15 protein-coding genes and 1 riboswitch are annotated in these 16,199 nt (G+C 61.5%); of the genes, 7 read left to right on the top strand and 8 right to left on the bottom strand.

Annotated elements, in window-relative coordinates; genetic code table 11:
- Window position 1 precedes the first annotated feature (1 nt).
- A complete protein-coding gene (locus ABID16_RS18850; RefSeq protein ID WP_354557909.1) occupies window positions 2-646 on the bottom strand; it encodes a thiamine diphosphokinase in 645 nt (214 codons plus the stop codon).
- Between the two features lie 90 nt (window positions 647-736).
- A riboswitch (TPP riboswitch) is annotated at window positions 737-844 on the top strand.
- Between the two features lie 40 nt (window positions 845-884).
- Here ABID16_RS18850 and thiB point away from each other — a divergent pair.
- From thiB to ABID16_RS18830, 4 genes are all read left to right on the top strand, one after another.
- Entirely contained in the window at window positions 885-1,889 is a 1,005-nt protein-coding gene (thiB, locus tag ABID16_RS18845) for a thiamine ABC transporter substrate binding subunit (protein WP_354557908.1), read from the top strand.
- A 9-nt stretch (window positions 1,890-1,898) separates the two neighbouring features.
- Complete coding sequence (locus tag ABID16_RS18840; RefSeq protein ID WP_354557907.1) at window positions 1,899-3,482, top strand: thiamine/thiamine pyrophosphate ABC transporter permease ThiP; 1,584 nt, start codon at window positions 1,899-1,901, stop codon at window positions 3,480-3,482.
- Window positions 3,479-4,159, top strand: coding sequence for a thiamine ABC transporter ATP-binding protein (locus ABID16_RS18835; RefSeq protein WP_354557906.1), 681 nt, complete (start codon window positions 3,479-3,481; stop codon window positions 4,157-4,159). Before ABID16_RS18840 ends, ABID16_RS18835 begins: the two co-directional genes overlap by 4 nt.
- A gap of 279 nt (window positions 4,160-4,438) precedes the next feature.
- Window positions 4,439-5,875, top strand: coding sequence for a M48 family metalloprotease (locus ABID16_RS18830; protein ID WP_354557969.1), 1,437 nt, complete (start codon window positions 4,439-4,441; stop codon window positions 5,873-5,875).
- A gap of 98 nt (window positions 5,876-5,973) precedes the next feature.
- On the opposite strand, the gene ABID16_RS18825 is transcribed toward ABID16_RS18830, so the two are convergent.
- From ABID16_RS18825 to ABID16_RS18810, 4 genes are all read right to left on the bottom strand, one after another.
- Window positions 5,974-6,552 (bottom strand): CarD family transcriptional regulator, encoded by a 579-nt coding sequence (locus ABID16_RS18825; RefSeq protein ID WP_112695208.1) that lies wholly within the window; start codon window positions 6,550-6,552, stop codon window positions 5,974-5,976.
- 388 nt (window positions 6,553-6,940) lie between these two features.
- The gene (fdxA, locus tag ABID16_RS18820; RefSeq protein ID WP_230837516.1) at window positions 6,941-7,279 is read right to left on the bottom strand and encodes a ferredoxin FdxA; all 339 of its coding nucleotides are present in this window, start codon (window positions 7,277-7,279) and stop codon (window positions 6,941-6,943) included.
- A 152-nt stretch (window positions 7,280-7,431) separates the two neighbouring features.
- A complete protein-coding gene (locus ABID16_RS18815; protein WP_354557905.1) occupies window positions 7,432-7,842 on the bottom strand; it encodes an RNA-binding S4 domain-containing protein in 411 nt (136 codons plus the stop codon).
- A 12-nt stretch (window positions 7,843-7,854) separates the two neighbouring features.
- The gene (locus ABID16_RS18810) at window positions 7,855-10,950 is read right to left on the bottom strand and encodes a helicase-related protein (protein ID WP_354557968.1); all 3,096 of its coding nucleotides are present in this window, start codon (window positions 10,948-10,950) and stop codon (window positions 7,855-7,857) included.
- An 833-nt stretch (window positions 10,951-11,783) separates the two neighbouring features.
- On the opposite strand from ABID16_RS18810, the gene ABID16_RS18805 reads away from it, so the two are divergent.
- On the top strand, window positions 11,784-12,206 hold the full coding sequence (locus ABID16_RS18805; RefSeq protein ID WP_354557904.1) for an acyl-CoA thioesterase: 423 nt from the start codon (window positions 11,784-11,786) through the stop codon (window positions 12,204-12,206).
- Here ABID16_RS18805 and ABID16_RS18800 read toward each other — a convergent pair.
- From ABID16_RS18800 to ABID16_RS18790, 3 genes are all read right to left on the bottom strand, one after another.
- A complete protein-coding gene (locus ABID16_RS18800; protein ID WP_354557903.1) occupies window positions 12,182-12,544 on the bottom strand; it encodes a YunG family protein in 363 nt (120 codons plus the stop codon). The genes ABID16_RS18805 and ABID16_RS18800 overlap by 25 nt on opposite strands.
- 62 nt (window positions 12,545-12,606) lie before the next feature.
- Window positions 12,607-13,332, bottom strand: a complete 726-nt coding sequence (locus ABID16_RS18795) for a beta-ketoacyl-ACP reductase (protein WP_354557902.1) — start codon at window positions 13,330-13,332, stop codon at window positions 12,607-12,609.
- Window positions 13,333-13,422: 90 nt separating this feature from the next.
- Window positions 13,423-14,604 carry an acetyl-CoA C-acetyltransferase gene (locus ABID16_RS18790; protein WP_354557901.1) on the bottom strand — a complete coding sequence of 394 codons (1,182 nt, stop codon included), beginning with the start codon at window positions 14,602-14,604 and terminating at the stop codon, window positions 13,423-13,425.
- A 301-nt stretch (window positions 14,605-14,905) separates the two neighbouring features.
- Here ABID16_RS18790 and ABID16_RS18785 point away from each other — a divergent pair, with 301 nt between their 5' ends.
- Both ABID16_RS18785 and phaR read left to right on the top strand, forming a co-directional pair.
- On the top strand, window positions 14,906-15,283 hold the full coding sequence (locus ABID16_RS18785; protein ID WP_354557900.1) for a DUF4189 domain-containing protein: 378 nt from the start codon (window positions 14,906-14,908) through the stop codon (window positions 15,281-15,283).
- Window positions 15,284-15,453: 170 nt separating this feature from the next.
- Complete coding sequence (phaR, locus tag ABID16_RS18780; RefSeq protein WP_354557899.1) at window positions 15,454-16,035, top strand: polyhydroxyalkanoate synthesis repressor PhaR; 582 nt, start codon at window positions 15,454-15,456, stop codon at window positions 16,033-16,035.
- Window positions 16,036-16,199: the final 164 nt, after the last annotated feature.

Raw genomic sequence — 16,199 nt, 5'->3', positions numbered from 1 at the left:
CTTAGCCTCCAGACATGTCTGCGGGCCGGGCAATCACCATCGCGCGGCCGGATTGAAGCGTGATTGTCACCGGACCTTCGGCGACATTGGAAACGGTGCGTGACGAGCCGGCATCGATCTCGGCGCGGTCGAGCGGATAGCGCGCGCCTTCGATCGTCAGGCCCGATAGCGCTGAAAAGGGCAGGATCGAGAAGAGCGCGCCCTTCGGCAGGTCAATCCGCAAGGTGCCGCCGAGAAGCGCCTGCGCCTCTTCCTCGCCGGTCGTCAGCAGCGTCGGGATGCCGCGCTCGGTGAGAGACAGCGCGAGCAGAAGATGCATGACCGCATGGTCGGTCCGCTCGCCGCCCAGCGCGCCGGCAATGACGAGCGATGTCGCGCCACGGGCAATCGCGGTATCGACGGCGATCTCGCCGTCCGTGGCGTTCTTGGCGCGGGGATAGGGCTGGCGCTCGATACCCTGCCATTCGTCAAGCAGCGCATCGGGTGCTGAATCGAAATCGCCGACCCAGAGTTCCGGCGTCACGCCCAAGGCGCGGGCATGGCGCATCCCGCCATCGGCCGCGATCACGCGCGTTCCCGCCACCTGCGCAATCAGGCGGTCGGTGATGGCAAGGTCGCCGGCAAGAAGAAGGGTGAAAAGGCTCATGGCTGGGCTGATAGCGGAAAACCGGGCTGTCTGAAAGGCGTGACCCCGACAAAAACCTTGTCACAATTCGCGCCACCCCTTAAATGTCAACCTGCTCTAACGGGGTGCTGTTTCGTTGAAATGGCTGAGAGGCTTCACTGCCAACCCGAAGAACCTGATCCGGTTAGCACCGGCGGAGGGATTAGACGGCTCGAGATCAAGCGCCTCTTCCCCTGTATTCGAAACCAAGGAGGCGCAGATGCGCAAGACAGTTCTATTCGCGGTCGTGGCCGCATTTCTTTCCTCGACATCCGCATTTGCGGCCGACAAGACCCTCACCGTCTATACCTATGAGAGCTTCACGGCCGAATGGGGTCCTGGGCCGAAGGTGAAGGCGGCGTTCGAGAAGACCTGCGGCTGCACGGTCAATTACGTCTCGGTCGAGGATGGCGTGGCGCTGCTCAACCGGCTGAAGCTGGAAGGCAAGGACACCAAGGCCGATGTCGTACTCGGCCTCGACACGGGTCTCGTGGCGGATGCTAAGGCCACGGGGCTCTTTGTGCCGAGTGGCGTGGATGCGGCTTCGGTGAAGGTGCCGGGCGAATTCAAGGATGACGTCTTCCTGCCTTACGATTATGGCCACTTCGCCGTCGTTTATGACACCGAGAAGATGAAGACTTCGCCGAAGAGCCTGGACGAGCTGGTGAACGGCAATCCGGACGAGAAGATCGTGATTGAAGACCCGCGCACCTCGACGCCGGGTCTCGGACTGCTGCTCTGGATGAAGTCGGTCTATGGCGACAAGGCTTCCGATGCCTGGAAAAAGCTTTCCAGGCGCGTGCTGACCGTGACGCCCGGCTGGTCGGAAGCCTATGGGCTTTTCACCAAGGGCGAAGCACCGATGGTGCTCTCCTATACGACGTCGCCCGCCTATCACGAGATGGAGGAGAAGACCTCGCGCTATCAGGCTGCCAGCTTCTCGGAAGGGCATTATGTCCAGGTCGAAGTGGCTGGGTTGACGGCAACTTCGAAGGACCCGGCGCTGGCGAAGTCCTTCCTCTCCTTCATGGTGAGCCCGGCCTTCCAGGACATCATCCCGACGACCAACTGGATGCTGCCGGCGGCCAAGATGGACCAGCCGCTTCCCGACGCCTTCGCCAAGCTCGTGCAGCCGGCCAAGACCTTCCTCATGTTGCCGGACGAGGTCCAAAAGAACCGCAAGGCCTGGGTGGATGAATGGGTCGCCGCCATGGGCGCGAAGTAAGGATCACCGATGCCTGCGCGGCGCGGCATGAGCGGGGAACGGATCGGAGGGGCCTTGGCGCTCGCCTTCATTCTCGGCTTTGTCGCGCTGGCGCTTGCCCCGTTCGTCCGCTTCGGCAGGGTCGGCGGATTCGATCCGCAGCTTGCGGGCGTGCTGCAATTCACGCTCTGGCAAGCGGTACTTTCGACGCTACTCTCCGTCTTCTTCGGGGCGATCGTGGCGCTTTCCGTGGCGCGACGACCGACGCTTGCGGGCCGCGTCTGGCTGCTGCGCTTCATGGCCGCACCCATGGGGCTGCCGGCGCTCGCCGTCGCCTTCGGCGTGCTCGCCGTATGGGGACGGGAAGGCGCATTCAATAGTGTGCTATCTTTTTTAGGCATCAGCCCGAAGCTCAATGTCTATGGAATAACCGGTATCCTGATAGCGCACACATTCTTCAACATTCCGCTGGCCGCGCGACTGTTTACGGCGGCGCTCGATCGCTTCCCGCCGACCTACTGGAAGCTAGCCGCCAATCTCGGTCTCGGGCGGATTTCGCTCTTTCGTCTGGTGGAAGGGCCCGCGCTGATGGCGGCCCTGCCGGGCGTGGCGGGGCTGATCTTCATGCTCTGCGCCACGAGTTTCACTCTCGTCCTGACGCTCGGCGGCGGGCCGGCCGCCACCACGCTGGAGGTGGCGATCTATCAGGCGCTGAAATTCGATTTCGAACCGGGGCGGGCGGTGTTTCTGGTTCTGGTGCAAATGTTGCTCACGGGGCTGGTGCTGCTCTTCCTTGCAGTTTTCCCGACGCCTGCCGAGGAGCGGGCGCAGCAGGGGACTGGGCTGCGCCGTTTCGATGGCGGTTCGCCCGTCTCGAAACTCTGGGACGGCCTCGTCATCGCCGCCTTTCTTGTCTTCTGCGGAGCACCCTTCATGGCGATCCTGATCGATGGGTTGCGGGCGGATTTTCCGCATCTCTTCGCCGACCGCCTTTTCTGGCGGGCGCTTGAGACCAGCGCCGCGCTAGGGCTTTCAGCGGCGCTGCTTGCCCTTCTGCTCTCTTGGCTGATTGCGATGGCGCGGGTCTCCAGCGGCTCCCGCCTCTTTGCCGGCGGGCTGGATGCGGGCGGATCGCTGATCCTGCTCACGCCGCCTATCGTGCTGTCGACAGGATGGTTCCTGTGGCTCAAGGGCGGCAGCGGTTTCGCGCCTCACCTGCTTGTCGCGATCATCAACGCCTTGATGGCGCTGCCATTTGCATTGCGCGTGTTGCAGCCGGCGGTGCGCAGCCATGTCGAGCGGACGCGGCGGCTGTCGGAAAGCCTTGGCCTCACGGGCCACCAGCGGCTTCGCATCATCGATGTGCCGGCGCTCTCGCGACCGCTCCTGATGGCCTTCTTCTTCGCGCTTTCCCTTTCTCTGGGCGACCTCGGTGCGGTGGCGCTCTTCGGCGGCGAGGGCTTCGTGACCCTGCCATGGCTGATCTATGCCCGGCTCGGCAGTTATCGCACCACGGACGCGGCGGCGCTGACGCTCATCCTGGCTGTTATCTGCATGGCTTTCGCCGTGCTCGGCACGCCATCTGAACGGCGGCGCGGGGAGGCGGGGCGATGACTGAAGCCATTAGACTCGGAGGCGTCGGCCTGACGCTGGGCGGCCACCGCTTCCTTTTCGATCTCGCGGTTCCTGCGGGCTCCTTCACGGCGGTGACCGGTCCCTCGGGATCTGGCAAGAGCACGCTGTTCAACATCATTGCGGGCTTCGAAACGACGGATGCCGGTCGTGTGCTTCTGGGCGGGCAAGACATGGAAACCGTTTTGCCCGGCAAGCGGCCCGTTTCGCTGGTCTTCCAGGACAACAATCTCTTCGCCCATCTCGATCTCTTCACCAATGTCGCGCTGGGCGTCAGTCCCTCGCTGCGGCTGGATGCGGCGGGGCGGGTATTGGTGTCCGAGGCACTCTCCCGCGTCGGGCTTGCCGGGTTCGAAAAGCGCATGCCGGCTACGCTGTCGGGCGGCGAAAGGCAGCGCGCCGCCTTTGCTCGAGCCCTCGTACGCAAGCGGCCGATCATTTTGCTTGACGAGCCCTTTGCGGCGCTCGATCCCGAGCTTCGTCATCAGATGGGCGGCCTTCTGGCCGCGTTGCACCGCGACGAAGGCTTCACCGTGTTGATGATAACGCATGATCCGGACGAGGCGAGGCGGCTTGCTGACCGGTTCGTTCTCATTGAAGGCGGCCGCGTTGTTCGCGAGGGCGAGATCGCGGATCTGCGTGCCCCTCGCGTCCGTTGAAGCGCCACAATTCCGACGGGTCGCGATGCGATGCGGCTCTGCAACAGCTAAGCAAATCTGCGGCATTTTTCTGTGCAAAAGTCTATGCAACCGAGGGTCAATCGGCTAGACCGGGCTTGCCATGCTGCAAAAGCGAAGACCGGACCTCGCGAAGCGATGGGTGGCCGGCTTCAGGCGGGAATGCGGAACGAGATGAACAAAGCTTTGTTTTTGTTTGCTGAAGGCGCCAGGACGCGTCGCGTGCCGGCAGGCCTTGCCAGACGGGTGCCGCTTGTCACGATGCTTGCCCTCAGCGTTGCGCTTTCTTCCTGCCAGAGCATCGTTGCCGATACTGCCGCAAGCGCGATCGGGCCATCCAGCAATCCGCAGGTCTTCTCCGAAGCTCAGAAGAACGATCCGAACGCTTCGATGGGCGCGCGCGAACATCCGCGGATTCTGGCGACCTACGGCGGCGAATATAATGACGAGAAGACGGAAAAGCTGGTCGCCCGCATTGCCGGTTCGCTGACCGCCGTTTCGGAAAACCCGAAACAGTCCTATCGCATCACCATTCTCAACTCCCCGGCCATCAACGCCTTCGCGCTGCCCGGCGGATATCTCTATGTCACGCGCGGCCTTCTGGCGCTCGCCAACGATGCTTCGGAAGTCGCGGCCGTGCTCGCGCACGAGATGGCGCACGTCACCGCGAACCACGGCATCCTGCGACAGCAGAAGGAAGAGGCCGAGCAGATCGCAAGCCAGGTTGTGTCTGAGGTTCTGCAGAACGACATGGCCGGTCAGCAGGCGATTGCGCGCGGCAAGCTGCGCCTAGCAGCGTTCTCGCGCAATCAGGAACTCCAGGCCGACGAGATCGGCGTGCGCATGCTGGGCGAGGCGGGTTACGACCCCTACGCCGCCGCACGTTTCCTGACCTCGATGGAAAATTACAGCCGCTTCACCGCCGTCAACGGCGACGACCAGAGCCTCGACTTCCTCTCCAGCCATCCCAGCGCCCCGCAGCGTGTGGAACTGGCGCGCCAGCATGCCCGCCGGTTTGGCCAGGAAGGGACGGTCGGCGACAAGGGTCGTGACTATTATCTCGCTGGCATAGACGGTTTGCTCTTCGGCGACAGCCCGAAGGAAGGCTATGTGCGCGGGACCACCTTCCTGCATGCCAATCTCGGCATTCGCTTCGATGTGCCGGAAGGCTTCCAGATCGACAACAAGGCTGAAGCCGTGCTCGCGACCGGGCCGGGCGACATCGCCGTGCGCTTCGATGGCGTGTCCGGCCAAACGCAGATCTCGCTCACCGACTACATTGCCAGCGGCTGGGTGACCGGACTCGACAAGACATCGATCCGGGCGATCAAGGTCAACGGAATGGATGCCGCGACGGCGCGGGCCTCGGCGCAGAAATGGGATTTCGACGTGACCGTCATCCGGTCTGGCTCGCAGATCTATCGCTTCCTGACGGCGGTGCCGAAGGGTGACGCGAAGCTGGAAGAGGTTGCCGGCGAAATCCGGGATTCCTTCCGCCGCATGACGACAGCCGAGATTGCCTCACTGAAGCCGCTGCGCGTCCGCGTCATTACCGCTGGACCGAAAGACACGGTGGACACGCTGTCGTCCCGTATGATGGGGACCGATCGCAAGGCGGATCTCTTCCGTCTGCTCAACGCGATGACGGCGTTCAGCCCCGTTCGCCCCGGCGACAAGTTCAAGATCATTTCCGAGTAAGCGGCAACTCCGCTGAAGACGTTATCCTTTTGAAAAAAAAGAAAAACCCCGGTCTTTCGACCGGGGTTTCGAACATTCGGAGACAGAAGCTCCGCAGATTATGCGGCTTCTTCTTCCTCTGCCGCGTCGTCCTCTTCGATGGCCTTGCCACGCTTCGGACCCTTGTTCAGGTTCGTCTCGACGAGGCGCACGGCTTCCGTTTCGGAGGTGCGGTTGACAGCAGCGATTTCGCGAGCCATGCGGTCGAGAGCTGCTTCATAAAGCTGACGCTCGGAATAGGACTGCTCCGGCTGGTTTTCAGCACGGTAAAGGTCACGCACGACTTCAGCAATTGCGATCAGGTCGCCGGAATTGATCTTGGCATCATATTCCTGCGCACGGCGCGACCACATGGTGCGCTTGACGCGGGCCTTGCCCTGAACGACCTTAAGAGCCTTCTCGACACTGTCGTTTTCGGAAAGCTTGCGCATGCCGATGCTGACGGCCTTTGCGACCGGAACCTTCAGCCGCATCTTGTCCTTCTCGAAGTCGATGACAAAAAGCTCGAGCTTCATGCCCGCAACTTCCTGCTCTTCAATAGTCACAATCTGACCGACGCCATGAGCGGGATACACGATGGACTCGCCCGTCTTGAAGCCGTGTCTGATTGCTGCCGGTTTTTTCTGCTGGATCGTCATGCGTCAAAAAACTCCCTGTTTTCCCTTGGGGCTTCGCGGAAGCCCAAGGCCGGGTCAGTTCGGCCCGGGTAGACGGCAAGGCCGTCGTTGGCACTGGCTGGCCCATCAGCCGGGCGCAAAAACAAAATCCCTCAACGCAAACACACGATAAGCAACGCGACGGTTGCTGTTCAAATGTTTGATCGCGTTTTCAGGATCAGTTGCTTTCGTGGTGGTTGGCGCGTTCAAAAGTGACGCGTTTGGGTCAGTATTGATACCCTATCATAAAAAACTGAGGAAATCAACGATTTGATATGGCAACTGCATGACAAACAGGGCAGCCACCCATGATCGGGTGGCGCCCGCGCCGATTCATTTTTATATCAGGCCACAGTCTCGAAGCTACGGCTCAGTTGCCCTGGCCGGGTTCGGCCGAGAAGTACTTCTCGAACTTGCCTTCCTCGCCGTCGTACTTTTCGGCTTCGGGCATCGGGTCACGCTTGACCGTGATGTTCGGCCAGATCGATGCGAATTCCGTGTTGACCTTCAGCCACTTTTCCATGCCCGGCTCGGTGTCCGGCTTGATGGCCTCGGCCGGACATTCAGGTTCGCACACGCCGCAATCGATGCACTCGTCCGGATGGATGACGAGGAAGTTTTCGCCCTCGTAGAAGCAATCGACCGGGCATACTTCGACGCAGTCGGTGTATTTGCAGCGAACACAATTGTCAGTCACGACATAGGTCATGCGGCACTCCAGTTCAAAGGGCCAGTTCAAACAGGCGGATTTCAAATCAATCGACGCCATCTTTTTCGAACGTCAGGTAACGGCTTTAAAATCCCATTGCAAGCGCAAAACCTGCCGAAATTGCCGCAGGTGCGAGCATGAATTTCCAATCGTCAATCGATGCCGGAAAGCCCGCGCTTCAGTCGGTCTATGGCGCGCCGGTCCTTCTTTTCAGGACGCCCTGCACCCAGGGCACGCTGGGCCTGTTCGAAGGGGGTTACCGCGTCTCTTGGTGGCGGGGGTGGCGAGAGGTCTTCGTAAAGCAGCTTCGCCTCTTCGAAAGGCCCCCGGCGGTCTCCGCCAGCAACGACCTTCAGGACGATGTCGCGCCGTTCCAGCGTGACAGCCACCAGGTCGCCCGGCTTGACCTGTACTGAGGGTTGGGCAATGCGCTGGCCGTTTACCGTGACCTTGCCGCCGGAGACAAGCGTCTGCGCGAGCGAACGGGACTTCGCGACGCGCGTGAAAAACAGCCACTTGTCGATGCGCTGGCGCGCGGCAACGAGCGGCTGGTTCTCCGGCATGCCTGGCTGACCTTATTTCTTCATCTGATCCTTGAGGATCGCGAGCTTGGCGAAGGGCGAGTCCGGATCGATCGGCTTTTCCTTGCGCGGCGGTGCAGCACTCATCGACTTGTTACGGTCATTGCGGTCATGCTGCGGCTTGCCACCACCGGGCTTGCCGCCAAAGCGCTGTTCCTTGCGGTCGCCTTGCGGACGATCTCCCTGCGGGCGTTCACCCTGATTGCGCTCGCCCTGTGCCCGATCGCGGTTGCCGCCACGGTTTGCACCCTGGTTGCGGTCGCCACGACCTTCGCCACGGCCTTCGCCACGGTTCTGGTCGCGGGGACCACGGTTGTCACGGCGCGGACCGGCATTCTGGCGCGGTTCGCGCTCATGGCGGCCACCCGGACGCCACAGAAGAACCGGCTTGGGAGCGGCTTCCTCGGCGGGCGTTTCGCCGGCCGCAACAGCTTCTGCCGGTGCGGTTTCGGGAGCGGCGGCTTCGGAAGCGACCGTGTCCGACGAGGCTGCTTCTGCGGGAGCGGCAGCCTCTGCAGGCTGCTCGTCATGCTCGTGACCCGCGTCGCTGTCCGCCGTGTCGTCCTCTCCTGCTGCGGCCTCCGCATCGGCGGGTGCTGCGGCGGTATCTGCCGGTGCAGACTTTGCGTCCTGCGCGGCGAGGTGCGATGCGGCCTCTTCAGCGGTGACGCTGTCGGCGCGATAGCCGAGACCCTTCAGGATCTCTTCCATGTCGTCGGGTGTCGCGCCGAGGATGGAAAGCATGGCCGGCGTGGTGACGAAGCGACGGCCGTCATAGGCGCCGTCCGGACGCTTGCCCGTTTCCGGCTTCCACTGCAAGAGCGGGCGGATCAGGTCGGCGAGACGTTCCAGGATGTCGATGCGCACGGCGCGCTTGCCGAGGAAACGGAAGCCGGCGAGACGGTAGAAGTTCCGCTCGATCGCGTGGTCCGTCACCACGGAGGTGCGGCCGGCGGCGAGAACGGGGATGAGGTCGCCATAACCGGGCTTGTCCATGGCGTCGTTCTTCAGCGCCCAGAGAAGCGTAATGAGTTCGGCCGGGGCCGGCTTCAGAAGTGCCGGCATGAAGACGTGATAGGCGCCGAAGCGAACGCCGAGCTTGCGGAGCGCTGCACGATGCTCCTGGCTCAGCGACTTCACCTCTTCTGCAACGTCGCGGCGGAACAGCACGCCGAGATTTTCGACGAGCTGGAAGGCGAGACCCTTGGCGAGGCCTTCGAGGTCTTCGGCGCGCGACAGATCGTCGAGCGGCTTCAGCACGGTTGCGATGTGATGATTGACGAAGCGCTCGATGCGGGCGGCGACGTGATCGCGCGCCGGGCCGGTCAGCTGTTCGTCGGCGAGAAGGATCACGCGCGGATGCAGGATATGATCGGTCGAGGTGAGGCGGGCGACAGGATCGCCCAGCCAACGCACGACGCCTTCCGAGGTCAGCGCCAGATCGTTGTTGCCTGCGGCATGGAGACGGGCGGCGCGCGCCTCGAATTCCAGCGCAAGCGCCTTCTGCGCTGCCGACAGCATCGCCTTGGCTTCCTGGCCTTCCGCCGCGTTTGCCAGCGTGAACCGGAATCCGGCCAGCTGTCCGACGTGGTGGCCTTCGACGAAGACGTCACCGTTTACACTGATTTCTGCTTCCAGCATCGCATTCTCTCTCAAGCGCTTCATGAGCACAGATGTCCTGCGATCAACAAAGCGTTTCGTCAACCTCTCATGAAGCGCGTCGGATAGCCTATCCTCGATTTCGCGCGTCTTTTCTTGCCAGTGTGTCGGATCGGCAAGCCATCCGGGGCGGTTCGACACATAGGTCCAAGTTCTGATTTGCGCAATGCGCGCCGATAAACTGTCGATTTCCCCATCGGTCCTGTCCGCGCGACGGACCTGTTCGGCCATGTAATCCTCGTTGACATGGCCGCGGCGGACCAGATCGGAATAAATGGTCGAAATGATGTCGGCGTGCTGCGCGGGGGCAATCCGGCGGTAGTCGGGAAGCGCGCAGGCTTCCCACAATGTTTCCACCCGCGCGGGCCGGTCTGCGAGGTCGCGGATCTCGGGAAGTGCCGCGAGGAAGTCCAGCGCCTGCAGGTCGACCGCCGGGAGGGCGCGGGTAAGGCCGTGGACTGTTGGCGCGGCGTTGAGGCTTTCCTGCAGGGCGCGGATGGAGGAATAATCCACGGCCTTGGAGCGCCATTGCAGCACCTTCACCGGGTCAAAGACATGCGCTTCGATGCGCTCCACCAGCTCGTCATCGAAGGGCGCGACCTGGCCGGTGACGCCAAACGTGCCGTCATTCAGATGCCGCCCGGCGCGGCCGGCGATCTGGCCGAGCTCGCCCGGATTGAGGTTGCGATACTGGTAGCCGTCGAACTTGCGGTCCTGGGCGAAGGCGACATGGCCGACGTCAAGGTTCAACCCCATGCCGATGGCGTCGGTGGCGACGAGAAAATCGACATCGCCCGACTGGTAGAGACCGACCTGGGCGTTGCGGGTGCGGGGCGAGAGCGCGCCGAGCACCACGGCCGCGCCGCCGCGCTGGCGGCGGATCAGCTCGGCAATCGCATAGACCTCTTCGGCCGAGAAGGCGACGATGGCGGAACGCGCGGGAAGCCGCGTGATCTTCTTCTGCCCGGCATAAAGAAGCTGCGACAGGCGCGGGCGCTCGACAATCGTGATGCCCGGCAGGAGATGGCTGAGGATCGGGGCCATGGTGGCCGCGCCAAGGAAGAGCGTTTCTTCGCGGCCGCGCAGATGCAGGATACGGTCGGTGAAGATGTGGCCGCGTTCCAGGTCGCCGGCGAGCTGGACTTCGTCGATGGCCGCAAAGGCCGCCTTCGTCTCGCGCGGCATGGCCTCGACCGTGCAGACCGTGAAGCGTGCGCCGGGTGGCGAAATCTTCTCCTCGCCGGTGACCAGCGCGACATTGGCCACACCCACCTTTTCGGCGACGCGGCTGTAGACCTCGCGGGCCAGCAGCCGCAACGGCAGCCCGATCACGCCCGAACCGTGCGCGACCATGCGCTCGATGGCGAAATGGGTTTTCCCGGTGTTCGTCGGTCCCAGCACCGCGGTCACGCCGCGCCCGCTCAGGATCATGGGCTGGATGGTCACGTCGTTGTTGTTCCCGGCTCTGCCGGCCTTGCATTTCTTGTCTGCTCAGAGACATGCCCGCTCGGGCGGCGAAGCGCAAGGGCGAAGGTGATGTGGACAGGTCCTGCAGATGGCGTTTCCGATGCCGTTCCGCAAGCCTCGGAACAGCTTGCGAACGAATCGGAGACGAATCGATGACTCTTCCTCGTTCCTTATCTGTTCTATACCATATGTAGTCGGAATCCCAGATTCATCTCCACATCCTGAATCGTGCGGGCGAATCCGGATTCGAGTCGCGGCAGTTGTGGGGAATCGCTCGCAAGGGCTGGCAAGCGGGATTGGAATTTATGGTTAACAGATTGTTAATTTTGACCAATTCCGAGCTTTTTTGGCGTCTCCGTTAACACCTCGACCAAAGCCGGAACGAATCATCGACGAATCAGAGATCTATTCTCGTTGCGGTTCTGTTCTCCACAAGATGTGGTGGGTTTGCCCTCCCGCCGCCCATAGAAACGATTCGGGAGCGTTCCGGTTTTGGCGGTGTGGTTGAGCGGCGTTAACGATTTCAGTGCGGTCTTCATTATTCGGTAAGTTATCTCTCACGTTAACCTTTTGCGCCCCGAACCAAAGCAGGAACGAATCATCGACGAATCACCGACCTGGTCGTCTTCCCGGTTTGTTCACCGCAATATGTGGTGGAAAAACAATTTGTTAACCATAGAAAGCAGTCTGCTGAATGGCCCTTGACGGCGCTTTTATTAACCTTTGCGCTTGCGGGCGGGAACGTTCTGTTTTCTGGTTGGGCTACAGGGAATCAGCATGAATTTGGGGGAGGGAGCATGGAACTCGTCACCTATCGCGGTGTCGTCTATCCGGTGCAATGCGACGTCATGGGACACATGAATGTGCAGCATTATATCGGCGCGTTCGATCAGGCCGGCTGGCATCTGGTCGCCGCCATCGGCTACAAGCCGTCCTGGCTGAAGGAGCGCAACTGGGGCTGGGCCGACCGGCGCTATGAGATCGACTTTGTCGACGAACTGCCTGTCGGCAGCCTCTTCGAAGTGCGCAGCCGGTTCCTGAAGGTGGGGCACACGTCGCTCACGACGCATCACGCCATGTACAATTCGGAAAAGGGGACGCTGTCGGCGGAAATCACCGCCGTGACGATCCTGTTCGACCTTGTGGCCCGCAAATCGACGCCTCTGCCGCCGGAAATGGTCGAGGGGGCGAAGGCTTATCTCGTGGAAGCGTCTGTCTGAAGGCCGAGGGCCTGTCTCAAGGCGGCGTATTGTTGCCCGCTTGTGTCGGTGAAAGCCTCGGCGCGACTGGAGGGTGTGTCGTCGAAGGTGATCTCATAATCGAACTGGCTGATCGTGAAGTCATGACGCCGGCCGTCGATCACATTGTAGAAATGCGTGCCGCCCTTTGTCCGGGTCGTGACGATCTCCCCGCCGAACAAGTCCTGTGCAACCAGCGACGTGACGCTGCATTGCCCCTTGGCCGGATTGCCGGCAGTCCAACTCGTCGATGAGTTGATCGACCATGCAGTCTTGAGAGCGTCCGCGAAGATTTCCGGCGATTCAAAGTGTGACGTCATGCTTGACTCCCCAATGAAAAACGGCGCCTTCGAGGCGCCGTCCTATTTCAAAATCTTGCCGATTAGGCGAAATACTGCCCGCCATTGGCGCTGATGGTCGAGCCGGTGATGAAGCCGGCGTCGTCGGCGACGAGGAAGACGACGCAGCGGGCGATCTCTTCCGGTTCGCCGAGGCGACCGACCGGGATCTGCGGGATGATGCGTTCGTTCAGCACCTTTTCAGGCACTGCGCGCACCATTTCCGTGCCGATATAGCCGGGGCAGATGGCGTTGACGGTGATGTTCTTCATCGCGCCTTCTTGCGCCAGCGCTTTGGTGAAGCCGATGTCGCCGGCCTTGGCGGCGGAATAGTTCGCCTGGCCTGCCTGACCCTTCTGGCCATTGATCGAGGAGATGTTGACGATGCGGCCGAAGGACCGGTCGCGCATGCCGCCCCAGACCTGGTGCGTCATGTTGAAGAGGCCGGTCAGGTTCGTGTCGATGACCTCTTTCCACTGCTGCGGTGTCATCTTGTGGAACATCGCATCGCGCGTGATGCCAGCATTGTTCACGAGAATATCGACCGGACCGAGTTCGGCGGCGACCTTGGCGATGCCCTCGCCGCAGGCTTCGTAGTTCGAAACGTCCCACTTGTAGGTGTGGATGCCGGTTTCCCTGGTGAAGGCGGCGGCGGCTTCGTCATTGCCGGCGTAAGTTGCGGCAACCTTGTAGCCTGCATTCTTGAGAGCGATGGAAATGGCCGCGCCAATGCCGCGCGAGCCCCCTGTGACGAGTGCGACTCTGCTCATGATAATCCTCCGGACGTTTTTTGGATTCTTTTCTCTCCCGCGACCTTCCCGGGGTCGCGGGTCGTTCAGTCGAGCCGGTTTCGCGGCCGATTACATCGCCTCGACGCACAGGGCGACACCCATGCCGCCGCCGATGCAGAGCGTGGCAAGGCCCTTCTTGGAGCCACGGCGGGCCATTTCGAAGAGCAGCGTGTTGAGGATGCGTGCGCCCGATGCGCCGATCGGGTGGCCGATGGCGATGGCACCGCCGTTGACATTGACGATCGACGGATCCCAGCCGAGGTCCTTGTTGACAGCGCAGGCCTGGGCGGCGAAGGCTTCGTTGGCTTCGACGAGGTCGAGGTCGCCGATCGACCAGCCGGCCTTCTCCAGCGCCTTGCGCGAAGCCGGGATCGGGCCCGTGCCCATGATGCGCGGATCGACGCCGGCGGTGGCCCAGGAAACGATGCGCGCCATCGGCTTGATGCCGCGACGACCGGCTTCTGCTTCCGACATGAGCACCGTTGCGGCCGCACCGTCGTTGAGGCCGGAGGCGTTACCGGCGGTCACGGTGCCTTCCTTGTCGAAGGCAGGCTTCAGCTTGGTCATGGCGTCGATGGTCGTTCCGGCGCGAATGTATTCGTCGGCATCGACGATGATGTCGCCCTTGCGGGTCGAGATGGTGAAGGGAACGATCTCGTCCTTGAAGCGGCCAGCCTTCTGGGCAGCTTCCGCCTTGTTCTGCGAGGAAACGGCAAATTCGTCCTGATCGTTGCGGGTCAGCTGCCACTGCTTGGCAATGTTTTCCGCCGTCGTGCCCATGTGGTAGCCGTAGAAGGCGTCAGTCAGGCCGTCCTTGATCATCGTGTCGATGAGCTTGAAATCGCCCATCTTGGTGCCGCCGCGCAGATGGCCGCAATGGGGCGCCATGGACATGGATTCCATGCCGCCGGCGACGATGATGGAGGCGTCGCCCGTTGCGATCTGCTGCATGCCGAGTGCGACGGCGCGCAGGCCCGAGCCGCAAAGCTGGTTGAGGCCCCAGGCGGTCGCTTCCTGCGGAATGCCGGCCTTCATGGCAGCCTGACGGGCCGGGTTCTGGCCTTCTCCCGCGGGGAGCACCTGACCCATGATGACTTCGTTGACTTCCGCTGCGGAGACGCCTGCGCGCTCGAGCGCTGCCTTGATGGCGGCGGCGCCCAGCTCATGGGCCGGCGTGTTGGCAAAAGCGCCATTGAAGGAACCGACTGCAGTCCGTGCTGCGCTGGCGATGACGATGGATGGGGTGCTCACGTTGAGGTCTCCTCGCGTCCTGTTGGTATGATTTGCTTTTCGCGTGTTTTACGTAAGCGTGGCAAACCCGTCGATAAGAGTCAAACAGGATTTCTCGCCATTACGGAACGATAATCCGTCGTTCGTTACGAGGTGCGGAAGCAAAGTTTGCGGGAGAACGGGTCGCACCGTAAGTGAATTATTACGCTGCACTTGCGTCCGGATTCGGCTTGCGAGAGAACATTTCTGGGTCATTTTGTTTAGCGATTGAAAAATTGTATATTTCTTGGAATCTAACCCCCGGAATTTCAGGGAGTTAAACATGTCAAAATTCCATATTGCAGCCTTTCTGGCCTCTGCCGTGCTTGCTTCATCCTTCGGTGCTGCAGATGCGCGTGCCGATAATTACGGGGCTATTGCCTACTCTCCGCGCACCGGGGCTGTCGGCTGGTCTTACGATCATCCTTCGCGTCGCCGCGCCGAGCGCGTTGCGATGGGCAATTGTCGTGGCTATGCCGACGATTGCCGGATCGCCACCTATTTCTCCAATGCCTGCGGTGCCGTCGCTCGCGCACGCAATGGCGGATGGGGTGCGGATTGGGGTGACGACCGCGAATCCGCCGAAAGCAATGCGCTGGATGCGTGCTACAACCATGGCGACGGATGCCGCGTGGTGCGCTGGGCTTGTACCAGCCGATAAGTCAGCGCATTCCGCATTTCTATAATGTAAGCAATAACCAACATTTAGCGCGGCCCATGTCTGTGGCCGCGCATTTCGCGGCGATGCACAAATTCGATTGCGTTGGCGCCTCAACTCCGCTTAATCTCTCTTTTGGCAGCGCAGCAGACGCTGGAGGTGAGGAGGATTGCATGGCTAAGAACGACGGCGAAATCGTCATCAAGAAATACGCCAACCGGCGGCTCTACAATACCGGCACCAGTACCTATGTGACGCTTGACGACCTTGCAGGCATGGTCAAGCGCGGCGAGGATTTTGCGGTCCAGGACGCCAAGTCCGGAGAGGACATCACGCATTCGGTCCTCACGCAGATCATTTTCGAGCAGGAATCCAAGACGGGCAACACGCTTTTGCCAATCTCGTTCCTCCGTCAGCTAATTTCCTATTATGGCGACCAGATGCAGATGGTCGTGCCGAGTTTCCTTGAGCATTCCATGCAGTCTTTCGCCGAGCAGCAGGCGCAGATGCAGGAGCAGATGACCAGGGCCTTCGGCGAGACGCCTCTATCGAAGAACCTTCAGCTTCCGATGCAGATGATCGAGGAGCAGGTTCGCCGCAACACGGAAATCTTCCAGAATGCGATGAAGATGTTCTCGCCGTTTTCCGGTGTTGCCCAGCCGGAGGTCAAGCCCGCGAAGAAGGCAGAGCCTTCCGATCTTGAGGAGCTGAAGCAGCAGCTGAAGGCGCTGCAGACCAAGCTCGACAGTCTCTGAGCTTCCACGCCCGGTTTCGGGTGACAGTGATTTTGCATTTCGACATGGGTGCGCCTTCGCAGGAAGCGCGCCCATGATCGTTTCCAGCTCTCTGGAGGCTGTGGCCACAAGTGAATGCCTTCTGGCCATGCACGGCAGCAGAGCTTTTGCCTTATATTTGCGCT

This window comes from Limnomicrobium aquaticum (assembly GCF_040545545.1).
Taxonomy (GTDB): Bacteria; Pseudomonadota; Alphaproteobacteria; order Rhizobiales; family Rhizobiaceae; genus Ensifer_A; species Ensifer_A aquaticum.
The sequence above is the reverse complement of the archived record's forward strand: the minus strand, read 5'-3'. Positions and strand labels throughout refer to the sequence as shown.

Excerpts from the sequence above, each read along its gene's own strand:
- ABID16_RS18810 (WP_354557968.1), bottom strand. The coding sequence starts at position 10,950 with ATGATCCTGAGCGGGCGCGGCGTGACCGCGGTGCTGGGACCGACGAAC.
- ABID16_RS18840 (WP_354557907.1), top strand. The coding sequence starts at position 1,899 with ATGCCTGCGCGGCGCGGCATGAGCGGGGAACGGATCGGAGGGGCCTTG.
- ABID16_RS18850 (WP_354557909.1), bottom strand. The coding sequence starts at position 646 with ATGAGCCTTTTCACCCTTCTTCTTGCCGGCGACCTTGCCATCACCGAC.
- fdxA (WP_230837516.1), bottom strand. The coding sequence starts at position 7,279 with ATGACCTATGTCGTGACTGACAATTGTGTTCGCTGCAAATACACCGAC.
- ABID16_RS18805 (WP_354557904.1), top strand. The coding sequence starts at position 11,784 with ATGGAACTCGTCACCTATCGCGGTGTCGTCTATCCGGTGCAATGCGAC.
- ABID16_RS18830 (WP_354557969.1), top strand. The coding sequence starts at position 4,439 with ATGCTTGCCCTCAGCGTTGCGCTTTCTTCCTGCCAGAGCATCGTTGCC.
- ABID16_RS18835 (WP_354557906.1), top strand. The coding sequence starts at position 3,479 with ATGACTGAAGCCATTAGACTCGGAGGCGTCGGCCTGACGCTGGGCGGC.
- ABID16_RS18825 (WP_112695208.1), bottom strand. The coding sequence starts at position 6,552 with ATGACGATCCAGCAGAAAAAACCGGCAGCAATCAGACACGGCTTCAAG.
- phaR (WP_354557899.1), top strand. The coding sequence starts at position 15,454 with ATGGCTAAGAACGACGGCGAAATCGTCATCAAGAAATACGCCAACCGG.
- ABID16_RS18785 (WP_354557900.1), top strand. The coding sequence starts at position 14,906 with ATGTCAAAATTCCATATTGCAGCCTTTCTGGCCTCTGCCGTGCTTGCT.
- thiB (WP_354557908.1), top strand. The coding sequence starts at position 885 with ATGCGCAAGACAGTTCTATTCGCGGTCGTGGCCGCATTTCTTTCCTCG.
- ABID16_RS18795 (WP_354557902.1), bottom strand. The coding sequence starts at position 13,332 with ATGAGCAGAGTCGCACTCGTCACAGGGGGCTCGCGCGGCATTGGCGCG.
- ABID16_RS18800 (WP_354557903.1), bottom strand. The coding sequence starts at position 12,544 with ATGACGTCACACTTTGAATCGCCGGAAATCTTCGCGGACGCTCTCAAG.
- ABID16_RS18815 (WP_354557905.1), bottom strand. The coding sequence starts at position 7,842 with ATGCCGGAGAACCAGCCGCTCGTTGCCGCGCGCCAGCGCATCGACAAG.